Source organism: Bacteroides caecigallinarum, assembly GCF_016901995.1.
GTDB lineage: Bacteria > Bacteroidota > Bacteroidia > Bacteroidales > Bacteroidaceae > Phocaeicola > Phocaeicola cellulolyticus.
The window spans coordinates 66,514-89,939 of record NZ_JACJLE010000008.1 but is presented as its reverse complement, the minus strand read 5'-3'; the positions used below and the strand labels follow the sequence as shown (position 1 = coordinate 89,939).

Annotated in this window: 12 protein-coding genes; all 12 read left to right on the top strand. The window is 33.3% G+C overall.

The window, feature by feature from the left end:
* Positions 1-100 precede the first annotated feature (100 nt).
* The 12 genes from H6A61_RS03535 (at position 101) to H6A61_RS03480 (ending at position 23,383) form a co-directional block, all read left to right on the top strand.
* Entirely contained in the window at positions 101-1,237 is a 1,137-nt protein-coding gene (locus H6A61_RS03535) for a heparin lyase I family protein (RefSeq protein WP_204391032.1), read from the top strand.
* A gap of 94 nt (positions 1,238-1,331) precedes the next feature.
* A complete protein-coding gene (locus H6A61_RS03530) occupies positions 1,332-1,541 on the top strand; it encodes a Sec-independent protein translocase subunit TatA/TatB (protein ID WP_204391027.1) in 210 nt (69 codons plus the stop codon).
* A gap of 59 nt (positions 1,542-1,600) precedes the next feature.
* Positions 1,601-5,650 (top strand): hybrid sensor histidine kinase/response regulator transcription factor, encoded by a 4,050-nt coding sequence (locus tag H6A61_RS03525; RefSeq protein ID WP_430746773.1) that lies wholly within the window; start codon positions 1,601-1,603, stop codon positions 5,648-5,650.
* A gap of 143 nt (positions 5,651-5,793) precedes the next feature.
* Positions 5,794-6,153 (top strand): cupin domain-containing protein, encoded by a 360-nt coding sequence (locus H6A61_RS03520; protein WP_239469090.1) that lies wholly within the window; start codon positions 5,794-5,796, stop codon positions 6,151-6,153.
* Between the two features lie 24 nt (positions 6,154-6,177).
* Positions 6,178-8,085, top strand: a complete 1,908-nt coding sequence (locus H6A61_RS03515) for a hypothetical protein (RefSeq protein ID WP_430746772.1) — start codon at positions 6,178-6,180, stop codon at positions 8,083-8,085.
* Positions 8,082-9,215: an aldose epimerase family protein gene (locus tag H6A61_RS03510; protein ID WP_204391022.1), complete on the top strand. Its 1,134-nt coding sequence runs from the start codon at positions 8,082-8,084 to the stop codon at positions 9,213-9,215. Before H6A61_RS03515 ends, H6A61_RS03510 begins: the two co-directional genes overlap by 4 nt.
* A 297-nt stretch (positions 9,216-9,512) precedes the next feature.
* On the top strand, positions 9,513-12,713 hold the full coding sequence (locus tag H6A61_RS03505; protein WP_204391021.1) for a SusC/RagA family TonB-linked outer membrane protein: 3,201 nt from the start codon (positions 9,513-9,515) through the stop codon (positions 12,711-12,713).
* 18 nt (positions 12,714-12,731) lie between these two features.
* Positions 12,732-14,411, top strand: coding sequence for a RagB/SusD family nutrient uptake outer membrane protein (locus H6A61_RS03500; protein WP_204391020.1), 1,680 nt, complete (start codon positions 12,732-12,734; stop codon positions 14,409-14,411).
* A gap of 125 nt (positions 14,412-14,536) precedes the next feature.
* Complete coding sequence (gene hepC / locus H6A61_RS03495; RefSeq protein WP_204391019.1) at positions 14,537-16,537, top strand: heparin-sulfate lyase HepC; 2,001 nt, start codon at positions 14,537-14,539, stop codon at positions 16,535-16,537.
* An 8-nt stretch (positions 16,538-16,545) separates the two neighbouring features.
* Complete coding sequence (locus H6A61_RS03490) at positions 16,546-17,922, top strand: sulfatase family protein (protein ID WP_204391018.1); 1,377 nt, start codon at positions 16,546-16,548, stop codon at positions 17,920-17,922.
* A gap of 107 nt (positions 17,923-18,029) precedes the next feature.
* Positions 18,030-20,951, top strand: coding sequence for a chondroitinase family polysaccharide lyase (locus H6A61_RS03485; protein WP_204391016.1), 2,922 nt, complete (start codon positions 18,030-18,032; stop codon positions 20,949-20,951).
* A complete protein-coding gene (locus H6A61_RS03480; protein ID WP_204391014.1) occupies positions 20,948-23,383 on the top strand; it encodes a glycoside hydrolase family 95 protein in 2,436 nt (811 codons plus the stop codon). Before H6A61_RS03485 ends, H6A61_RS03480 begins: the two co-directional genes overlap by 4 nt.
* The last annotated feature ends 43 nt before the right edge of the window (positions 23,384-23,426 follow it).

Genomic DNA, 23,426 nt, shown 5'->3' with positions numbered 1-23,426 from the left:
TTCATGAGTGCTAATCTTTCTTTTGTCAAAACACTCGGTTTTATATCAATTTTAGTATAAACCTGTCCTACTCTATGTGTAGGACGCTTAATATTTACGTATGAAAAAAATTTTGATATTATTGTTTTCTATCTTTTCTGGAAATTGTGGTTTTTCTCAGAATAGAATTCCGATAATGGAAAGAGTAAACATACAATCTGATTCTGCAAGACTAAATCAAATTGTTGACGGAGAATGGGTTTGTGTCGGGTTGAAGAAAGACTATGCTATACAGTATGATTATGATGTAAAATTCGATGGAAAGCCATCTTATCGTTTTGAATTGAAAAAAGATGATAATACCTTGTCTGGATATTCTGAAGGAAGTACAAAGGGCAGGGTTGAAATGGCATATTGTTATGCTTTATCATCTGATTTTGAGGAAAGTATACCAGATGAATATGAAAAAGCTTCCAGGATGAAGACTGTTTATCATCACGGTAAAGGCTCCTGTGCTCAAGGGTCATGTATGAAATATAGATTTTCAATATATGTACCTTCAGATTTAAGTTCTAATGTCTCTACAATATTTGCCCAATGGCATGGAATGCCTTCCCGCACTTTAGTGTCTGATCCTAATGGGAATGTAATGCAATTAAGTGACAGTGAGTTTCTAAAATTGGAGAATCGCATGATTTTTAAGAAAGATGTCGCTTATGATAAGATTGTAATAAAAAATTCTAAAGGTAGAATAGTATATAAAAGGGATAAAAAGCCCAATGGGTGGATTGTTGAACAAGGTGGATATCCCCCAATGGCGTTTGGATTTAGTAATGGGTATTTTTATATAAAAGCAAACTCAGATGCACAGTGGTTATCTGATAAAACAGTGCGATGTAATTCAAATCCTGATGAGTGTGAAATCCTAAAACCTAAAAGGAAAGGATTTAAATCTTCTGTAATTGCGTATAAAATGCTTTTTGATGATTTTCCAAAAGAAAAATGGGTAACATTTGATGTTACTGTACAGTGGTCTAAATATATGGCTGGATATAATAAAATATTATCACCTGGTAAACTTGATGTTTTTATGAGTTATGATGGGAATAGAAAACATATTGTAGATAATGAGACAATAGAAATAGGTCGTAATGATGATTATGGTTATTATTTTAAGTTTGGAATATATCGTGTAGGAAGTAGTAATGTACCGGTAAAATATAATTTAGCAGGGTACATGGAAGAACGAATTAAATGAGATGAGATAAAACGCTGTATTAAAAGCTTAAAATAGGCTATTTGTTTTTTTTTGAAATAAAATATTATTTTTGTACTAATAAAAATTAATAATTATGTGCTGTACACTTTTATTGTTGGGTATTGGAGCCCAAGAACTTCTTTTTATAGCTTTAATAGTATTGTTATTTTTTGGAGGAAAGAGAATCCCTGAATTAATGAGGGGGTTAGGTAAAGGAGTAAAAAGTTTTAAAGACGGATTAAACGGTATTGAGGATTCTTTGAAAGACGATAAAATTGATAATAACTCTAAAGAGCGACTATAGTTTTTATTTCTAGTAAAATAATACCAGGCTTTTGTGATAATGAATTTTATATGTGACATATTATGAAACTTCCTAGATATTTTATTACATTACTTTTTTTCTTTGTTGGTATAATATATGAAGATGTTATGGCATATAAGATAGAAACTATAACATTCTCTCATATATCTATAAATCAAGGCCTTTCTCAGAGTACGGTATTTTCTATAACTCAAGATATGGAAGATAATATGTGGTTTTCTACATATGATGGGGTTAATAAGTATGATGGTTATGATTTTACTGTATATCGTCACAAAGATAATGATTCAACATCTATAGCTGGTAACATATCAAAATGTGTTGTAACAGATAGTAAAGGTAGAATTATAGTAGGAACAAATAAAGGAGTCTCTTTTTATAATAGAGAATTAGATTGTTTTAAAAATTATATAATTGATAGTATAAGCGAAATAGTAGTAACAGACATTATTGAAGTTTCAGATGAATTGTATATAATAAATTTTGGAAACAAACTATATATATTAGATACTTCATTGTCAGCATTTGTTGATGATTTATTACCTACTGAACTGACATCTATTAGTGTTTCTTCCATATATAAAATTAATGATATAATATACTTTGGTTGTATGAATGGGCAAATATATGCCTGTTCTTATGATAAAGGAAGATTTACTATGTTGGCACAATATGAGATAGGGTATAAAGTACAGATACAGACTATGCTTCTTATGAACTTCAATGAATTATGGGTCGGAACTGAAGGTAAGGGTCTTATAGTAATTGATATACGAACAGGTGAAAAAGTTATATATCGTCATTCTGCAGTTGAAGGTAGTATAAGTTCTGATTATGTCCGTTCGTTATCAAAGGATTCTAATGGAAGATTATGGATTGGTACTTTTAATGATCTTAATATATATAGTAAGTCTAGCAATACATTTAAAAGATTTACTAGTAATCCTACAGATAATGGTAGTTTGAGTCAGCCATCGGTTAGGTGTATATATAAAGATAATCAGGGAGGAATGTGGCTTGGGACTTTTTTTGGAGGACTTAATTATTACCATCCTTTAAAAAATAGATTTCGGAATATAAAACATGAACCTTATAAAAATTCTCTTAGCGATAACGTTGTTAGTTGTATAGTAGAAGATGAGCATTCAATGTTGTGGATTGGTACAAATGATGGTGGATTGAATAGATATAATCCATTAGATAATAGTTTCCAATATTATTTTTTTAATACTGAGAATAAAGGTAGGCCACATGAGTCTAATAATGTTAAATCTATATATATAGATAAATCTACTGATAATGTTTACGTAGGAACACATGCAGGGGGAATGAAAGTTGTGAATAGACGTTCTGGTATGATAAAACATTTGTCTGTTTGTGATGATAATTCTGCAGCAAATAGTATTTATGTCATATTACCGCGTAGTAATAATAGTTTGTGGTTAGGTACATTGAATGGTTTGTATTGGTATGATATGAATACTTGTCGTTTTGTGCAGGAAAATGATGTAGCAGTAATGGGTAAATCAATTTATGCTATGTTTATAGACTCACAAAATTCTCTTTTAGTGGCAACTAATGATGGAGTTGTTAAATATAAGACAGAAAATAATAAGTTAGAAAAAGATTTATTTAAAATAAAAGGTGTAAAAGATTTAAAAACAGTACAGTGTATTTATCAAAGTGTTGATGGGTGTATATGGTTTGCTACGCGTATAGGATTATATTATGTGAATGATAAAACTGGGGAGTTGGTGCATTTGACTGTTGATGATGGTCTGCCTAATAATGTAATATATGGTATAGAAGAGGACTCTTTTAATAATATTTGGGTTAGTACAAATAAAGGATTAAGTTGTTATAATGCTGTAAATCATAAGTTTAGAAACTTTACAATTAATGATGGTTTACAAAGTAATCAGTTTAATAATTATTCATCTTGTAAGACTATGGATGGACAATTATATTTTGGTGGAATAAATGGTATTACAACATTCAAGCCAGAGCTTTTGATTGATAATCCATATTCTCCTCAGCCTATAATTACGAAGCTACTTTTGTATGAGAATGAAGTTAGACCGGGTGATAATACTGGTATTTTGAAGAAACATATATCTGATACTAAAAATATAGTTCTTGATCATTCTCAAAGGTCGTTTACTTTGAAGTTTGTTGTATCTAACTATCTTTCTGCTCAGCATAATACTTTTTCTTATAAATTGGAAGGCTATGATGATGAATGGACTGTTGTAAATGATAGTCGTAGCGTTTCATATACTAATATTCCGCATGGTGATTATTGTTTTAAAGTACGTGCTGCTAATAATGACGGAAAGTGGAGTAAGAAAACAACAACTCTTGATATCAAGATTTTACCTGTATGGTATGAGACATGGTGGGCAATACTAATTATGATAATTGGTATATGTGTAGCTATTTTACTTATATTCCGTTATTTCTGGGTAAAAAAGCAGATGGAAAATAGAATTACTATTGAGCATAATGAGAAGGTACATCAGGAAGAAATTAATCAAATGAAACAACGTTTCTTTATTAATATTTCTCATGAGTTACGTACACCTCTTACGTTAATCATGGCGCCTGTACAAGAAATGAAAACTCATACTACGGATAAATGGATGAAAGAACAACTAGGTTTTGTTGAAAGAAATACTAATAGATTGTTACATCTTGTCAATCAATTAATGGATTATCGTAGAGCAGAACTTGGTGTCTTTAAATTAAGAGTATCAAGAAATGAGATATATTCTACCGTTAAAGATTGCTTTTCTTTTTATGAGAAATTAGCAAAACACAAGTCTTTAGTCTATAATTTTATTTCTGATTTGGAAGGTGTGGATGTTTTAGCTGATGAGAAATACGTGGAAATAATAATGAATAATCTATTGTCAAATTCATTCAAATATACAAATGAAGGTAGTATTACTGTTAAACTTTCATTGAAAGATGGTTTTCTAGTGCTTCAAGTTGATGATACGGGTATAGGAATACCTGTTAACAAGCATAAAAAAATATTTGAACGTTTTGTCCAGCTTGATTCTGAATACATGGGAAGTGGAATAGGTTTGTCTTTGGTACAAAGATTAGTAGAGTTGCACCATGGTAGAATAGAGTTGGAAAGTGAACCAGGTAAAGGAAGTTCTTTCTCTATTTTTTTACCTCAAGATAAATCTGTTTATTCTGATACTGAAATGGCGGAAAATATTTATGATTCAGATCAATCATCGCATTTTACTAATACTAGAGATATGTTTTTTATAGATTCAGAAATGGATCAGCCTGTTATAGATAATAATAAGGAATGTTCTGTAAGAGGTACAATTCTTATAGTAGAAGATAATGAAGAGGTTAGACAATATCTTAAATCTGGATTGTCAAAAGTCTTTAATACATTGCAAGCGGAAAATGGAGAAGTAGCACTTGATGTTATGAAAAACAATGAGGTTGATATGGTTATTACTGATGTTATGATGCCTGTTATGGATGGAGTTAAGTTTTGTAAGGCTATAAAACAAAATATTTCCACAAGTCACATACCTGTAATAATATTATCTGCAAAAACAGAATTATCTGATCAAAAAGAGGCTATGGCAATAGGGGCTGATGATTATATATCAAAACCATTCTCATTGTCTTTACTGATAGCCAAAATTCAAAATACTATGCGGACTCGTCGTCGTATGTTAGAACATTATTCTAAGGAATTAAATGTTGAACCTGAGAAAATAACTTTTAATGCTTTGGATGAAGAGATATTGAAACGGGCTGTTGAAATAGTTAAGAATAATATGGATAATTCGAGCTTTTCTACAGAAGACTTTGCAAGTCAGATGAATATGAGTCGCTCTAATTTGCATTTAAAACTGAAAGCCATAACAGGAGAGTCTGCTATTGAATTTATAAAGAAAATAAGATTTTCTGAAGCATGTCGTTTGCTTAAGGAAGGACGATATAATATTGCAGAGATAAGTACAATGGTAGGTTTTAGTACACCATCATATTTTGCTACCAGCTTTAAGAAATATATTGGGTGCCTTCCTACTGAATATATAAAACAACAGAAATAAACTATATATTCAATATATAAAGGTTTGATATTTTAATATTATAATTCTAATAGAAAATGAAAAAGTTATTTGTTTGTTTAATGGCAACAATATTGCCAATGGTGTGTTTTTCCGCGGTCGAAAATGTAAACAATGGTAGTGATATGAAGAATAGTACAATAAAAAAGACAAGAAGTGTCGATTATATTCTGGATAAGGATAAAGAATGGGAACCTGCTGGAGAAGGTGTTACACGTAAGATTATGGGCTATGATGGTCAGGTTATGCTGGTTAAGGTTAAATTTGAAAAGGGAGCTGTAGGAACACCACATGCACATTATCATACACAAACTACTTATGTAGCAAGTGGTAAATTTGAATTCGATATAGAAGGTAAGAAAAAAATTGTGTCAGCGGGCGATGGTATATATATCGAGCCTGATGCGGTACATGGATGTGTATGTCTTGAACCAGGAATACTTATAGATTGTTTTTCTCCTATGAGAGCTGATTTCCTTAAATAAAAAACGGTTTATGTTTTCGTGATGATGAAAAGGCAGTTAACTGTAATATTGATGGCGTTAATATCTTTTGTCTTATACGGTAATAATGTAAGTAGCAATCTGACAAAAGATAAAATTAATCTTGAGGCAGAGACTCTTCTTCAAGAATGGGTGGATACATTATTGACATTACAATATGAATCAAAGTATCCGACTTTAGATGGTGGCATAATTTGTCCTGCTTGTGCTCGAATACATGGACGTATAGGCGATTTCGTACTTCCTTTAATGTATATGGCAGATAAAACAGGAGATGATAAATATCTGAATGCCGCAAAACGATTAATAAAGTGGATGGAAACGGTACGTCAGCCTGATGGATCATGGATGAATGATGTAAATGTATCTGATTGGAATGGGACAACAGTCTTTTTTGCAATAGCACTTGGCGAGGCTGTAAAATATCATGGTCATTTGTTGGATGAAGCGACACTTGATACGTGGAAAAAGTATTTAGAGTCTTCTGGTGAGTTTATTCTTAATAACAGATTTATATATAGTCGCAAACGAGAAGGTATGCGTAATATGAATGTTAATTATTCAGCTTCCGCTACTTATGCCTTGTATTTGCTTGGTGATATATTTGAAAGAGAAGATTTTAAGAATAAAGCAAAAGAAATTGCATTCGATTTAAGACAGTATTTTACTAAAAATGATTGTTTCCTTTTTGGTGAAGGTCCAAATATAACAAGCGAAACGAAGAATGGATGCCGTCCAGTTGATTTGTTATATAATGTTGAGGAATCTTTGCCTAATATGGCATATTATGCTCTTTTGTCAGGTGATAAAGAACTTGAGAAATTGATAGTGAAATCAATGAATACACATTTGGAGTTTATGCTGCCTGATGGGGCATGGGATAACAGTTGGGGTACACGTAGTTTCAAGTGGACTTATTGGGGTGGACGTACAAGTGATGGCTTTATGGGTGGATATGGTTTAATGTCAACAAATCATCCAGAGTATATGGAGGCGATATATAGAAATATAAAACTTTTAAGGAATGCTACACATAATGGATTACTTTTTGGAGGACTGCATTATAATGATTTGAATATTCAACCTTGCATACATCACACTTTTGGGCATTCAAAGGCCCTTACTTCGTTTTTGGGATGTAAGGTGGGAATAAGTAATGAAGTTGTAACTTTGCCAAGAGATAAGGAATATGGGGTAAAATTTTTTAAGGATATAAGAACGTGGCTTGTTTCCGAAGGACAATGGAGAGCTACTGTTACCGGATATGATGCTGAATATAAGGTTAAAGGTACTCATCCTATGGGAGGAGTGTTGTCAATGTTGTGGCATGAAAAGTTCGGACCTATATTTGCTTCCACTACTAATATGTATAAAATGATTGAAGCGCCTAACATGCAGCATGTAAATCGTAAATATATAGTTGGTGGAAGTCCACGACTGGAATTCATAAAAGATGGGAAGCTGTATTCAAACCTGGATGATTTGGATACTGATGTTATTTATACAAAATCAGATAATAAACATATATTTAAAATTAAAACTCATCTGGTAACATGCGAACAAGAGTCTCCTTCGCAAGGAGTCACACCAGTGGATATTACTTATATATTTGATAAAGAAAATATTATAATAGAAGCAGAAAGTACGGTAGATGGTGTAAGTCTGGTATTACCAGTTATTGCTTCTAAAATAAATAAAACATCTTTGCATAATAATAGATGGATATGTAATGGTAATAGTTCTGATTTGGAAATTAATGTCTTATCCGGTAATTTATCATTAATGCCCGTTGATTCTGATGGAAGAGCCTTTAATCCGGTTCCTGGTTTTGCTATGGTACCCTTGAAGATCTCGTTTAACCGAGGAAGTAGTAAAATCTCTGTATTAATAAATGTATGCGATAACATAAAATGATAAAAAACATAAGAAATCATATTCTCACCTTATTTGTGATATTCTGTTCAGTAAGTACCGGATGTGTGAATTCCGATAAAGTTAGAAATGTTACGGTTTCCTGTATAGATACAGTTTTAATTGATAATGATACATTGTTCCAGTATGAAATGATAAATTCATCTGGAATGGCTATCAGGCTTACAAATTATGCAGCAGCTCTTACAGATGTTTCTGTACCAGACAGGAATGGTAAAATGGAATCTGTGGTTTTAGGTTTTGATTCTATATCTGAATATACCAAGCCTAATCCGAAGTATGGAAGTACAGTGGGACGTTATGCTAACAGAATAAAAAATGCTGAGTTTGAGTTAGATGGAAAGCATTATATATTGGAAAAGAATAATAAAGGGATACATTCTATACATGGTGGAAGCAAAGGCTTCAATCTAAGAGTATTTGATGTTTGTGATATCTCTTGTGATTTAAATAAAGCTACGATTGTTTTTGCTTGTAGAAGCCCTCATTTGGATGGAGGATTTCCAGGTAATTTGGATTTTTCAATATCATATACTTTGACTGATAATAATGAAATAATCCTGAACTATGAAGCACATACAGATGCACCAACTGTAGTAAATTTTACGAACCATAGTTATTTTAATTTATCTGGATGTAATGAAAATGTATTAAGTCATAATTTTTATATAAAGGCGGATTCGATGTTAGTCACTGACAGTGGTGGTATTCCAACAGGTGAGATTGTCTCTGTAAAAAAATCAGATTATGATTTTATGCATTATCGTAAAATATCTTTTCCGTTATCTGATGGTGAGTATAAATACGACACTTCGTATAAGTTAAGCAAGACAGATGGAGAATTATCGCTTGCGGCTATAGTAGAGCATCAGAAAAGTGGTCGACGTTTAAAGGCTTATACTACTGAACCTGGAATGCAATTCTATATTTCAAATTCTGATATGAAACGTTGGATAGGTCATGGAAACAAAAGATATATGCAATATGCAGGATTCTGTTTGGAAATGCAGCATTTCCCTGATTCTCCGAATCATTTAAATTTTCCTTCAACTGCTCTTTCTCCGAATCAAGTATATAGACAGATAACTATATATAAATTTGAAACATTTTAGACGCCGGTACTTTAATATCGGCGTCTAAAATGTTTTTATACATCCTTAAATCAATATAGCTTTATCATGCTTAAAACTCATTCCATTTTGGAACTAAACGCTATAACGTTACCTGAAAATAAGATTGTAAAGTATCACATGTATAATTTTAATATTTTATTCAACAAAAATAATATTATAATTAGAGCTTAGTGTGTCAATTGGGACAATATTGAAAAGTGTTCTGTCTTTATGTATGTAATTTTGCATATGACAAAATCAAAATAATTAATTTAAACCTTAAAATTATTATTTATTATGAGTTGTTTTAAAAGATTCATTTTATTATTTTTTATGGTAGCCTTGGGCGTATCATTATATGCACAGGTTACGGTTACCGGAAAGGTAACAGACGCTGATGGCTACGAAGTTATTGGTGGTAGTGTTGTCCTTAAGGGGGCGCCAACCGTAGGTACTGTCACAGACATGACAGGTAATTATTCTTTAACTATTGATGATCCATCAAAAGCAGTGTTGGTATTCTCTTATGTAGGTATGCAGACTCAGGAAGTTAAGGTTAATGGCAAAACAGTCATTGATGTTCAACTTAAAGCTGATGCTGTTCTTCTTGATGAAGTTGTTGCAATTGGTTATGCAACTGTCAAACGAAAGGATCTTACAGGTTCTGTTGCTTCTGTAAATAGTAAGGAGCTTTTGAAAGTCCCTACAAGCGATATTACACAAGCGCTTTCAGGACGTATGGCCGGTGTTCAGGTTATGCAGAGTGAAGGTACTCCTGGAGCTTCAATTTCTATTCGTGTACGTGGTGGTATATCAATTACACAAAGCAATGAGCCTCTTTATATTATAGATGGTTTCCCAAGCGAAGATGGAATGTCAACTCTTGACCCTGCTGAAATAGAAACTATTGACATATTAAAGGATGCGTCTGCAACAGCTATATATGGAGCACGTGGTGCAAATGGTGTTGTTGTTATAACTACAAAGTCTGGTTCTAAAGGTGGAGGTAAAGTTACTGTTACATTTGATAGTTATGTAGGTTTTAAGAAAATAGCCAAAAAATTAGATGTACTTTCTCCATATGAATTTGTTAAGCTGGATTATGAACGTAAGGTATATGATCAGAGAGGTACTGAGGAATCTTGGCAGAATGCCGTTGAAAGTTTTGAGGAAATATATGGAAAATATAGTGATATTGAGACTAACTATTTAAATCGTAAGGGTATTGATTGGCAAGATCAGACTTTAGGACGTACTGCTTTGACTCAGAATTATCGTGTGGGAGTTTCTGGTGGAAATGACAAGTTAAATTATAGTATGGCTTATTCATATTATGATGAAGAAGGTGCTATGGTGTATAGTGGTAGCACAAAACACAATATCTCTTTTAATCTTAATAGTAAGGTAAACGAACGCTTGTCTGTAAATGCTCGTATGAGTTTTGACCAAATGCGTATAGAAGGTATGGGAACATCTGAAGGTGGAGACCGCTTTAATAAAATGCAGCATATACTTCAGTATCGTCCTACTATTGGTATAAATGGTGATGATATGGATTTGTTGGGAGATGAAGACCCTTTATTTGTTGATGATGCAGGAAATGTAATGCAAAACCCGTTATTATCAGCAGCTGAGGAAACTAAGGATCGTGAATATCGTACATTCCAAGCTAATGGAGGGTTTACTTTTCAGTTGTTTAAAGGTTTGTCCTTCCGTAATACGACAGGTATGCGTTATCAAACAAGAAGAAATGACATCTTTTATGGTGATAAATCTGTTACTGGAAAGCGTACTAGTATCAATGGTAGTATAGAAAATATTGAAAATGGAAGTTTTCAGACTTCTAATGTGTTGAACTACAACTGGAAAGGAAATGGACATGATATTACTGCAATGGTAGGTCAGGAATATGTAAATAAATGGACTCGTAGTTTCCAGGCTGTTGCAACAAACTTCCCTAATGACGAAATTGGACTAGGTGACCTTTCGCTCGGTTTACCTGGAACAGCCAAATCTTCTGTAAATTATGATGATAAGTTACTTTCTTTCTTTGGCCGTGTGAATTATGGTTATAAGGATAAATATTTGTTTACAGCTTCAATACGTGCAGATGGATCTTCAAAATTCGGTAAGAATAATAAATGGGGTTATTTCCCTGCATTCTCTGCAGCATGGCGTATGGCCGAAGAAGAATTTATTAAAGATTTGAATGTATTTTCAGATTTGAAATTGCGTTTAGGTTATGGTTTGGCTGGTAATAATAGAATTAGCAGTTATCAGAGCCTTGCTATTATGGGATCTGTTACTTATCCTAACGGTGACTCTACACAATCAGGATATGTATCAAAACAGGTGCCAAACCCAGATTTGAAATGGGAGGCAAATAAGACATTGAATGTTGGTTTGGATTTAGGTTTCTTGAATCAGCGTATTACTATTTCACCTGAATTTTATCTAAATAGAAGTAGTAATTTGCTTTTGAATGCTAAATTACCAGATTCATCAGGTTACTCTTCTATGGTTATTAATGCGGGTGAAACTCAGAACATGGGTATTGATTTGACAATTAATACTACAAACATTATGACAAAGAACTTCACATGGGATACTTCTATTACATTCTCGCATAATAAAAACTCTGTTAAGAAACTGACAGGAGAAGAGGTTCAGTTATGGGAAGCTAGTTTTGGATATAATCAAAATACTCATATAATTGGTGTAGGACAGCCGTTAGGGCAAATGTATGGATATGTTACAGATGGAATATATCAGGTTGAAGATTTTACTTATGATGCTGCTACACAAACATATACTTTAAAAGACGGTATTCCATATATGGGTGAAAAAAATAATGTACAGCCAGGTATGTGGAAATTTAAGAATCTTGATGGCAGTGAGGATAATAAGATTACAGAAGATGATAAAACTGTGATAGGTAATGCGTATCCTACATTCTATGGTGGTATAAACAATAATTTTACATATAAGAACTTTGATTTGAGTATTTTCTTGACTTACAGTTTTGGTAATGATGTTTTCAATGCAACAAAGTTGACTAATACTAAGACTGCTCTTGATAATAAGAATGTATTGGCAGTTGCTGATAGTAAGAACCGTTGGACATGGATAAATGAAAAAGGTGAATGGGTTAATGATCCAAACGAACTTGCTGCAATAAACAAAGGTAAAACTATTGCTTCTATTGCGGATAATGAAATCGGTGATACATATATTCATTCATGGGCTGTAGAGGATGGTTCATATCTGAAATTAAGTAATATAACTTTAGGATATACTTTCCCTAAGACAATGTTGAATAAGATAGGGGTTTCTAAGTTACGTCTATATGCTACAGGTAGCAATCTTTTGACATGGACGAGATATTCAGGTTTTGATCCTGAAGTATCAACAATGGGTAATGGTCTTACTCCAGGAGTTGACTTTGGAGCTTATCCAAGAAGCCGTTCATTTGTATTTGGTATTAATCTTGCTTTCTAATATTAAAAATAAGTGACAATGAAAAACTATAGAATTATATATATTGCACTAAGTGCATTTGTAAGTATGGGATTTGCTTCTTGTAGCTTGACAGAAGAACCAGATTCCTATTATGAAAAAGATACTTTCTTTGATTCTGAGTCAAAGGCTAAATTGGCTGTAATTGGTATATATGATTGCTTGTCAAATAATAATCATTATGGACAGGCAGAAATGGCAATGCCGGCATCTGATGATACATATTATATCAATGGAACGGGAACAGACAATACACGTCGAGATATTGCCCATTATATGGTTAAATCAACTAATACTTGGGTTGCAAATATATGGAAATATAAGTATCAAGGTATAGATCGAGCAAATTTTGCAATAGCAAATATTGAACAGATGGCAGGCTATGCAGAGAATGAAAATCTTCAATCAATGGTTGCTGAGGCTAAATTTTTAAGAGCATTTTTAAGTTTCGATTTAATTAAATATTGGGGAGATGTTCCATATAAAACCACTTATACAGGTGGATATGGAGAAGCTTTTAAAGGTAGAGTAAGTAGAGAAGAAATATATAATAGTATTATCGAAGATTTGAATTTTGCAAAAGTTCATTTACCAGAAGTTGGTAAAAATACTTCTCCTGAAACTCCTGATCAGGTCGCTGCACATGCTTTGTTGATGCGTGTTTATTTACAACGAGCTGGATATAGTTTACAAATGGATGGTAAGTTGGCTCGTCCTTCAGAAGAATTAAGAAAATCTTATTTTGATGCAGTAATTGCTGAATGGACTGCCATTCAGAATAAAGGAGGACATGGATTTTATGATGGAGGTTACACTGAGTTGTTTAAAAGCTATTCAGCTGGAATTTTGAACAACAGAGAAAGCCTATGGGAAATAGCATTCAATCCTACTGGTACTAGTTTCTCGGATAACGCAGGGACTTGGGCTACATATAACGGACCAATTGTTGATGCTCCAGGATGTAAACCTACAGAGAATTCTAAGTTTATGGGACGAGCAAATGCTTTTTTCCGTGTAATGCCTTGTTGGAAAGCCTTTTTTGAGGAAACAGATGAAAGACGTGATGTTATGATTGTTGATTATCAATGGAAATGGGATAAAAATGTTTATAATCATGTGAAGAAAAGTACAGCAAACAAACCTACAGATTGGTATCCTGGAAAATGGCGTAGAGAATGGATGCCTTTGGGTTTTGTTGATCCTAATAATACAGGAGTCAATTACTGTCCTTTGAGATATGCAGATGTAGTTTTGATGGCTGCAGAGGCCTATAATGAAATTGGAAATTCGCCTGAGGCATGGAATTTGTTAAATATGGTTCGTACACGTGCAAATGCTACTCCTGTTACATCTCTTCAAGAGTATAGGACAGTACAGCCTAACTTATATGACTTGCCTTTCTTTAACGGTGGTGGTGCTGATGATTTTCGTACTGCTTTATATTGGGAAAGAGGATTTGAATTGGCTTTCGAAGGACAAAGAAAGTATGATCTTATTCGTTGGGGTGTTTTGGGTGATGTCTTGAAACTTTTCCAAGATAATATGGATACAAAATTAAAGGGAAAATATGTTGCTGGTGAAAAGTTTGTAAAAGGCAAACATGAGTTATTCCCTATTCCATTGGGTGAAATTCAAGCAAATCCTGCTTTGGAAGGTAAAAATAATCCTGGTTATGAATAATTAATATTATAGTTAGGTATTTAATAATGATTAGGGTGAAGCTCTGTTTTTAGGTGATTATTATTCTTGATGAATAGAATTTATACCTTAAAAGCAGAGCTTCTAAACTTCTTAATGTGTAAAAAATGAAAACTTTAAAATATATAATTGCAATATTGTTTCTATCTATACCTTTTGGGGTAAACTCTCAAGAATTAAGAAAAGAAGTTTTTGAAATGTTGGATTTGAATTATCCGGGGTTGGAACAAGTAAAAGCTGCATGTGATAAACAGGAATGGGAAAAAGCATCTTCAGCATTACTGGATTATTATCGTAATCGTACGTCTATAAAGCATCCTGATATAGATTTGAATAACATCAAAATAACAGCAGAAGAGCAAAAGTGGGCAGATGATGCTTTGGAACATACTTTTTTTGTTCATAAAGGATATCAGCCTTCGTATAACTATGGAAAGGATATAAATTGGGAATATTGGCCTGTTCAAGACAACGAATTACGTTGGCAGTTGCATCGTCATAAATGGTTTACTCCTATGGGTAAAGCATATAGATTATCCGGTGATGAAAAATATGCCAAGGAATGGGTATATCAATATATGGATTGGATAAAAAAGAATCCTTTGGTGGAAGTTGAAAAGGAAGTATTTGATAAAGGAAGTGCCGGTGAAATCAGAGCTGTGGAAGATAATGTAAGGTTTGCGTGGAGACCATTGGAAGTAAGTAACCGTTTGCAGGATCAAACGATTCAGTTTTTACTTTATCAAATATCTCCTTCATTTACTCCAGAATTCTTGACTGAGTTTTTGGTAAATTACCATCGTCATGCTCAGTATATAATGGGAAATTATTCAGAACAGGGAAATCATTTGCTTTTCGAGGCTCAACGTATGGTTTATGCGGGGACATTCTTTCCTGAATTTAAGGAAGCTTCTGTATGGAGACAAAGTGGTATAGATATTCTTAACCGAGAAGTAAAAAAACAGGTATATTCAGATGGCGGACAATATGAATTGGATCCTCATTATCATCTTGCCTCAATTAACATCTTTCTGAAAGCTTTACGCATGGCTGGAATGAATGGTTTCCGTAATGAATTTCCTCAAGAGTACGTTGATATAATGGAACGCATGATTGAATTTTATGCTAATATTTGTTTCCCTGATTATTCTAATCCTTGCTTTAGTGATGCTAAATTAGGTGATCCGGAAGAGGAAAGACGTAATTATGAAGAATGGTCAAAAGTTTTTCCAGATAACGAATGGATAAAATATTATGCAACAAATGGTACAGAGGGTAAACCTCTTCCATATTTGTCACATGGTTCTTTGGCTTCAGGTTTCTTCACATTTAGAACCGGATGGGAAAATGATGCCTTAGTAATGGTTGTAAAGGCTGGACCGAAGGGAGAATGGCATTGTCAACCAGATAATGGTACATTTGAATTGTGGTTTAACGGAAGAAATTTATTCCCTGATAGTGGAGCATATGTTTATGCCGGTGACGAAGAGGTTATGAAATTACGTAATTGGTTCCGCCAGACTCAAGTACATAATACTTTAACTTTGGATGGAAGGACTATTGATACGACAGAATCTGTAACAAAACTATGGCAGCCGGAAGGTAATGTACAAATCCTGGTAACTGAAAATCCTCATTATGAAGGGTTAAAACATCGCAGAACTGTATTCTTTGTTGATGGCAGTTATTTCGTTATAGTAGATGAAGCTGTGGGAGATGCAAAAGGTACAGTTAATTTAAATTATCAGTTGTGTGAGGGCAATGTAAAGATTGATTCGAAAAATAATATTTTGACAACAGATTTTAATGATGACAGTAACGTGAAGTTGCAGTGCTTTTCAGAACATAAAATTTCTTTGAGAGAAAAGGAAGGATGGCGTTCTGTTGCTTATCGTAAAAGAGTTCCACGTACAGCTGTTGCATTTGATGTTGAAAAGAAAGATTCTAAACCGATACGTTACATTACTGTGATTACTCCATCAAAATCGAATACTGCTTATCCTGATATTAAGGCTAAATTTGTGAATAAAGCATTTAATGAAAATGGAGTAAAAGTGAAGGTAACAGTAGATGGAAAGACTAAGGTTTTGGAAAGTAATATAAAATAAGAGTCACTATGAATATTAATAATAATGTATTGTTGTTGCCATTGTTCTTGTCTGGAATAAGCTCCATGACTGCAACAGCGCAACAAAGGCCTAACATAATTTATATTTTTACAGACCAACAGACAGCCTCGGCCATGAGTTGTACTGGAAATCCCGATTTGAAAACTCCAAATATGGATAGGTTGGCTGCTAATGGTATACGTTTTGAGAATGCTTATTGTTCTGCTCCGTTAAGTGGCCCTTCCAGAAGTGCCATGTTTACGGGACATTACCCTGGAACCATAGGTATGCTTCGTAATGGTGCCAATATGCCTGATTCGATTAATACTACTACTTTAGGAACCTTGATGTCTGCAGGCGGCTATGATTGTGTATATGGAGGAAAATGGCATATACCTGTTTTGGATATACCAGATGGTGAATTTGGATTTTCCCAACTTCATCCTCACACTGATTACGGATTAGCAGAAGCTTGTGTGGAATATATTTCCCAAAAACATGACAAACCTTTTTTTCTTGTTGCTTCTTTTGATAATCCACATAATATATGCGAATATGCAAGAAAACAGAATTTGCCTTATGGTAATATTCAAGAACCTGATATTAGAGATTGTCCTGGATTGCCTGTCAATTTCGCCAAAAATCCTTACGACGCAGGAGTGATAGAGTACGAAAAGAGGAGTAATTTTAATGTCTATCCATCGGTTGATTATACTTTAGAGGATTGGCGAAAGTATCGTTATGTTTATTATAGGTTAGTTGAAAAAATAGATAAGGAAATAGGTAAGATTATTGATGCTATTGATGATAAGAATCTATGGAAAAATACAATTGTAATTTTTTCCAGTGATCATGGTGATGGTATAGGAGCACACAACTGGAATCAGAAATCTGCATTATATGAGGAAGTCGTAAATATTCCATTAATAGTTTCTTTGCCTGGGAAAAAACATGCAGGAACAGTTCTTCCACAGATTGTTAATAATGGAGTAGATTTTTTTGCTACAATATGTGATTTTGCCGGTATAGAGTGTCCAAAATCATCAGATGGAATATCATTCAAAACGGTTTTGGAAAACGGTACTTCATCCTTTAAACACAAAGAATATAACGTAACAGAGACTCTATTTGATGGTGGCACTACCAGAGGATGGGCATTGCGTACGGCACGTTATAAATATGTGATATATGATAAAGGTAACAATCGTGAGCAGATGTTCGATATGATTAATGATAGGGGTGAAATGCGTAATCTTGTGGTTGAAGAAGCTTATCACGAAGAATTGGAAAGTTTGCGTGATTTGATGGACCAATGGATGAGGAAGAATAATATTAAACCTTCAAGAAGACGATTGAATGACGTGCCTGAGAGGGCAGATAGATAATTTTTATATAATTTCTTCTGAGTTCACTTTTAAGTGGACTCAGAAGATTATGAATAATTTAATATTAACCTTTTATCTACTTTTGTAAGTGTACTAATGTCTTGATTATGTTGCAATTAAAATATTTATTCTGTTTTTTATTTTTTACTTTGAGTATTGTTCCGAAAGTTATGGGACAGATATATTCTTTTGAACAACAGGAATTACCTTCAAACTTTAATATTTTTAATGGTAAGCTGTTTGTCTCTAAAGATAAATTTAAATTAGGTAAACAATCATTGCGAATTGATTGGAAATCTGGAGCAAAGCTGGTTATGTGTTCACCTATAGGTATAGATAAGGCTTCAGATAATAAAAATGGCGGTGTAACAGCTTGGATATATAATACTAAGTCTATTAGTTCTACCGCCGTTTTTGTTTTTAAAGACATTGATGGTAAAGAAGTTGGACGCTCTGATTTTAAACTTGGTTTTACAGGATGGAGATGTTATTGGCAACAGTTTCATGATGATATTGGTATAGACAAGAGAGTTCAAATAAAAGATGTTGAGTTAATATTTCCTGATATCGAGGATGGCGGGACTGTTTATATTGATTTTTTAGAGTTTAGTCCAAATGTATCTTGGCAGAAAATGTCTGATGCTCAATATAATGTAAATAGAACAGATTTCAGTTTGATTCCTGATTTTATGCTTTATAGGAATTCAGAAAAAAAGGTTAATAATGTCATATATGCTAATGATAGTGATATAGAAATTATTTCTGATAGATTAACAGACTGGTATCTTGGCAATAATATACAGTCTAAAGGCTTGTTTACCGATATAAGAGAGAAGAGTGAATTTGAGTTTGTTTCGGAAGGGTTAAAATTGTCGGAAAAAATAAAAGTTAATTACTCATCAGACGGTACTCCAGTTGGATATCCATTGTATCCTATGTGTTCACCTAATAAAATTGATGGTGAAAAAATATATCAGTTCCGTAATTTCAATGAGAAAATACTTTTGCCTTTGGCATTGGATTTCAGAAAGAATAATAATGAGGAGAGCCTTAACAAAATAAAATATATTTATGACTGGTTTAATGATCAAGGTTGGGCTGATGGAAGTGGTTTAGGAACCTTGTGTTTTGAAAAGTTGAGGAGTTCTGGGTATTTTCATTCATTTTTTCTTGTTAAAGATAAATTGAATGATAATGTTTACCAACGTGAGTTAAATACTTTATATTGGTTTACTATGTTTGGAATATGTTATAACCTTCCTGATCATGCAGGTGAGGTAGCAGATAATCTTCGTGCTTTGGCAATTCCTAAACTGATATATGCATTGTCTGTTAAAGATAAGCATAAACGTCAAATAGCATTGACAGCTTATAAAGCTTATATGGATAATGCGTTAGGCATTGCTCCTGGCTTTTTCGGAACTTTGAAGGCTGACTTCTCTGGTTATCATCATCGTGGCGCTTATAATAGTGCCTATTATCCACATGCATTGTATGCTGGTGCGCTGATAGCATATTTATTGCATGATACTCCTTATGCTTTGTCGGAAACTACTGTTGATAATTTGAAGAAAGGATTATTAACTTTTCGTTTCTTTAGTGCCAATCTTGAAATTCCGTCTGGTACAGTAGGACGTTTCCCTATGAAACAAGATGTATTGCAGGATTTATTGCCTGCATTTGCTTATGTTGCATTATCTTATGATAAACCTGATACCGAATTGATCGCGGCTCTAAAAAAAATAATGAATAATACAGAAAATAGAGGTAAGATTATGGATTATGCCCGTACTGTAAATTCTAATCTTGCTTATACTGCAACTTTAGGTGAAATGAAGCTGTTGGAAAAAGTTGTCTCATTGAATATTGAAGCAGAAGGTGATGTTAAGGGTAATCTGTTTATGCCATATTCAGGATTAATGGTTATGAAGGAAGCCAATTTACATTTTAATGCAAAAGGTTTCAGCCGTTATATATGGGATTTTGAATCTTCTGATAAGGAGAATATTAAGGGAAGATATTTGTCTTATGGTCAATTGGAATATTTTGATTTGAAAAATAAAAAGAAATCATTTAATCCTGCAGAAGAAAAATTTAATTGGAATTATATCTCCGGGACTACGGTAAAGGTTCTTTCAGATAATGAACTCATTGATCGTGGAGGGGGAAGTTCTGGACATCGACATTTTTCTGATGAAACTTTTTTGGCAGGTGTCGATGGGTTTGAAAATGTATCAATGTTTTCTTTTAGAATGCATGATATATCCTATGATAGCTCTTTCAGAGCAAATAAATCAGTTTTTTCGATAGGTGATTATATACTTTGTTTAGGCACAGATATACAGAATAATGATGATAAACATAATACAGTAACAACAATATTTCAGTCTTTTGATAAAGCATGGAAAGAAAAAACAGATAACGGTTGTATATTGGGTGACGCATCTTTATTATATGCAGTTAAAAGTGGAGATGTTGTACTGGATAGAGACGGTAATCATTCTTGTGCTTATATACAGCATGGGAAAGCTCCTGAATTATCCGGATATGAATATTATATTATAAAAAATCAAGATAAAGCTTTAGCTGAAAAGTTACTTACACGAAAGTCTCCATTAGAAATTATTTCTAAAAACAATGATGCCCATATAGTCAAAGATCATAAAAAAGGTGTTGTTTGTGGAGCATTGTTTAATATAGAAAAGGAATATGTAGATCTTATTGTTAAAAAAGTAAATATTCCATTAGCTTATATTTTAAAAGATGATGACAATAAAATAAATCTGTCATTATGCGAGCCTGATATGCGTAGAGCTTCAAAAGATCACATGGGATTACTTACTGAAGATGATGTTATACAGGAGGAGAAACCTTTTGACACTAAAATCGTCTTGAATGGAATTTTTAATATAGAATGTATTCAGAAGAAGGTTGACGTTTCATACAATAAACAGAGGAATGAAACTTATGTAACAATATCTACCATACGTGGTGAGAATTATAATCTGATACTAAAAAAACAATTATGAAATTAACAGTACGAATTTTATGTTTATTTTTTGCACTTTATTCGCTTGAAGTAAAGGCTGATAATCTTACATTATGGTATAATTCACCGGCAAGTGCTTGGGAAGAAGCTCTTCCTGTTGGTAATGGACGTTTGGGAGCTATGGTTTTTGGATATACCGACTGCGAACGTATTCAGTTTAATGAAAATACATTATATAGTGGCGGCCCTGAAAAGTCATTTGATATATCGGTACAATCGAAACTGAATGAAGTGAGAAGATTGTTGGAATCAGGAAAAAATAATGAGGCTGACAGTATTATTCAGAATCAGTGGATAGGTAGGCTTAATGAGGCTTATCAACCTTGTGGAGATTTGTATATTGATTTTAAAGATAAAGGAAATATAACAGACTATGTGCATAGTCTTGACATGGCAAAGGCAGTTGTTAAGACTGACTATAGGATAAATAATGTACATGTAAAAAGAGAAGTTTTTGCTTCTTATCCAGCACAGGCTATTATAATTAAACTGTCGGCGGAAAAACCGATTTTAGATTTTGATGCATATATCTCTTCAGAACATCCTTATAAACTTGTATCCACCGACAATAATATTTATATCAAAGGACAGGCACCGGCTCATGCCCAGCGTAGAGATATTGCTCATATGAGGACTTTTAAAACAGAGCGTTTACATCCTGAATATTTTGATTCTGAGAAAAATGTCATCAGAGAAGAACATATAATATATGGTGACGGATTGGATGATAGAGGAACTTTGTTCGAAGCATGTTTGGATGTATTAAGTCACAATGGTAATGTTTTTATTGAGAATGATACATTGAAGGTTGATGCATGTAGTGAAATTGTGTTTATGATATATGCTGCAACAAGTTATAATGGCTTTGATAATAGCCCTGTGATGGCAGGAAAAAATCCTCACAAACTAGTACAATCTGTAATGAAAAAGAATGAGGGAAAGAATTATGATGAATTATATAAAGAACACATCTCAGACTATACAGCGCTCTTTAATCGTGTTAGTCTGGAATTACCGGCATCTGATAAACAAAAATCTTTGCCTACAGATGAACGCTTAAAGAGATTTCATGAAACAGAAGATCAAATGCTATTGGCTCAATTGTTTCAATTTGGTCGTTATCTTATGATTTCAGGTTCTAGGCCTGGAGGGCAACCTTTAAATTTGCAAGGTCTATGGAATGATAAAAGATTGCCCCCATGGAACTCAGGTTATACATTGAATATAAATCTGGAAATGAATTATTGGCCGGCAGAGGTTACCAATCTTTCTGAATGTCATATGCCATTATTTAAATTTATTGAGGAAATATCTGAGAAAGGTAAAAGAATAGCACGTAATATGTATGGTCTTGATGGATGGGCCATACATCATAATATTTCAATATGGAGGGAAGGGTATCCTTCAGATGGTTATGTCTATTGGTTTTTCTGGAATACGTCAGGTGCTTGGCTATGTAGCCATATTTGGGAACATTATTTATATACTGAAGATAAAGAGTTTTTAAGTAAGTATTATGATATACTTAAAGGAGCCTCTGTATTTTATTCCGAATGGCTTGTTAAGGATAAGGATGGACGATGGGTTACTCCGGTGAGTACATCACCTGAAAATGCCTATATTATGTCTAATGGATTAGAGGCATCTGTTTGTTCAGGTAGTACGATGGATCAAGCGCTTATTAGGAATTTATTTGACATAACAATTAAAGCTTCTGAGATATTAAGTATTGATGAACAATTCAGGCTTTTGCTAAGAGATAAAGTTTCAAATATGGCTGGTTATAAGATAGGAAGTAAAGGACAATTGCTTGAATGGGACAAAGAATACACTGAGAAGGAACCTAATCATCGGCATGTCTCACATTTATTCGGTCTTTATCCTGGATGTGAAATAACTTCGGATAAAGAGGATATATTCAATGCAGCACGTAAATCACTATATGATAGAGGGAATAAAACAACAGGTTGGAGCATGGCTTGGAAGGTGTCTTTGTGGGCACGTTTGTATGATGCGTCAAAATCATATGAAGCATTGACTAATTTGGTTAATTATGTAGACGTAAATAAGAAGGCTGAAAACAGTGGAGGTCTTTATAGAAACATGTTGAATGCTTTGCCATTTCAAATAGATGGAAATTTCGGTGTTACAGCTGGTATTGCCGAGATGTTATTGCAGAGTCATAATAATAATATTCATTTATTGCCTGCTTTACCTAAAAGCTGGAAGAATGGTGAAGTGAAAGGTTTGAAAGCAAGAGGTGGATATACGGTAGATATTAAATGGAAAGATGGTAATCTTGAATTTGCAAAAATAAAAAGTGAAAATAATCAGAGTATAAGTATATGCTATAATGGTAGGATTCAATCTCAGAAGTTTAAAAAGAATGAGGTAAAAATAATAATATTTTAAAGTAACTAATATATAGATTTTATGTACTAAAATAACTTTTTAC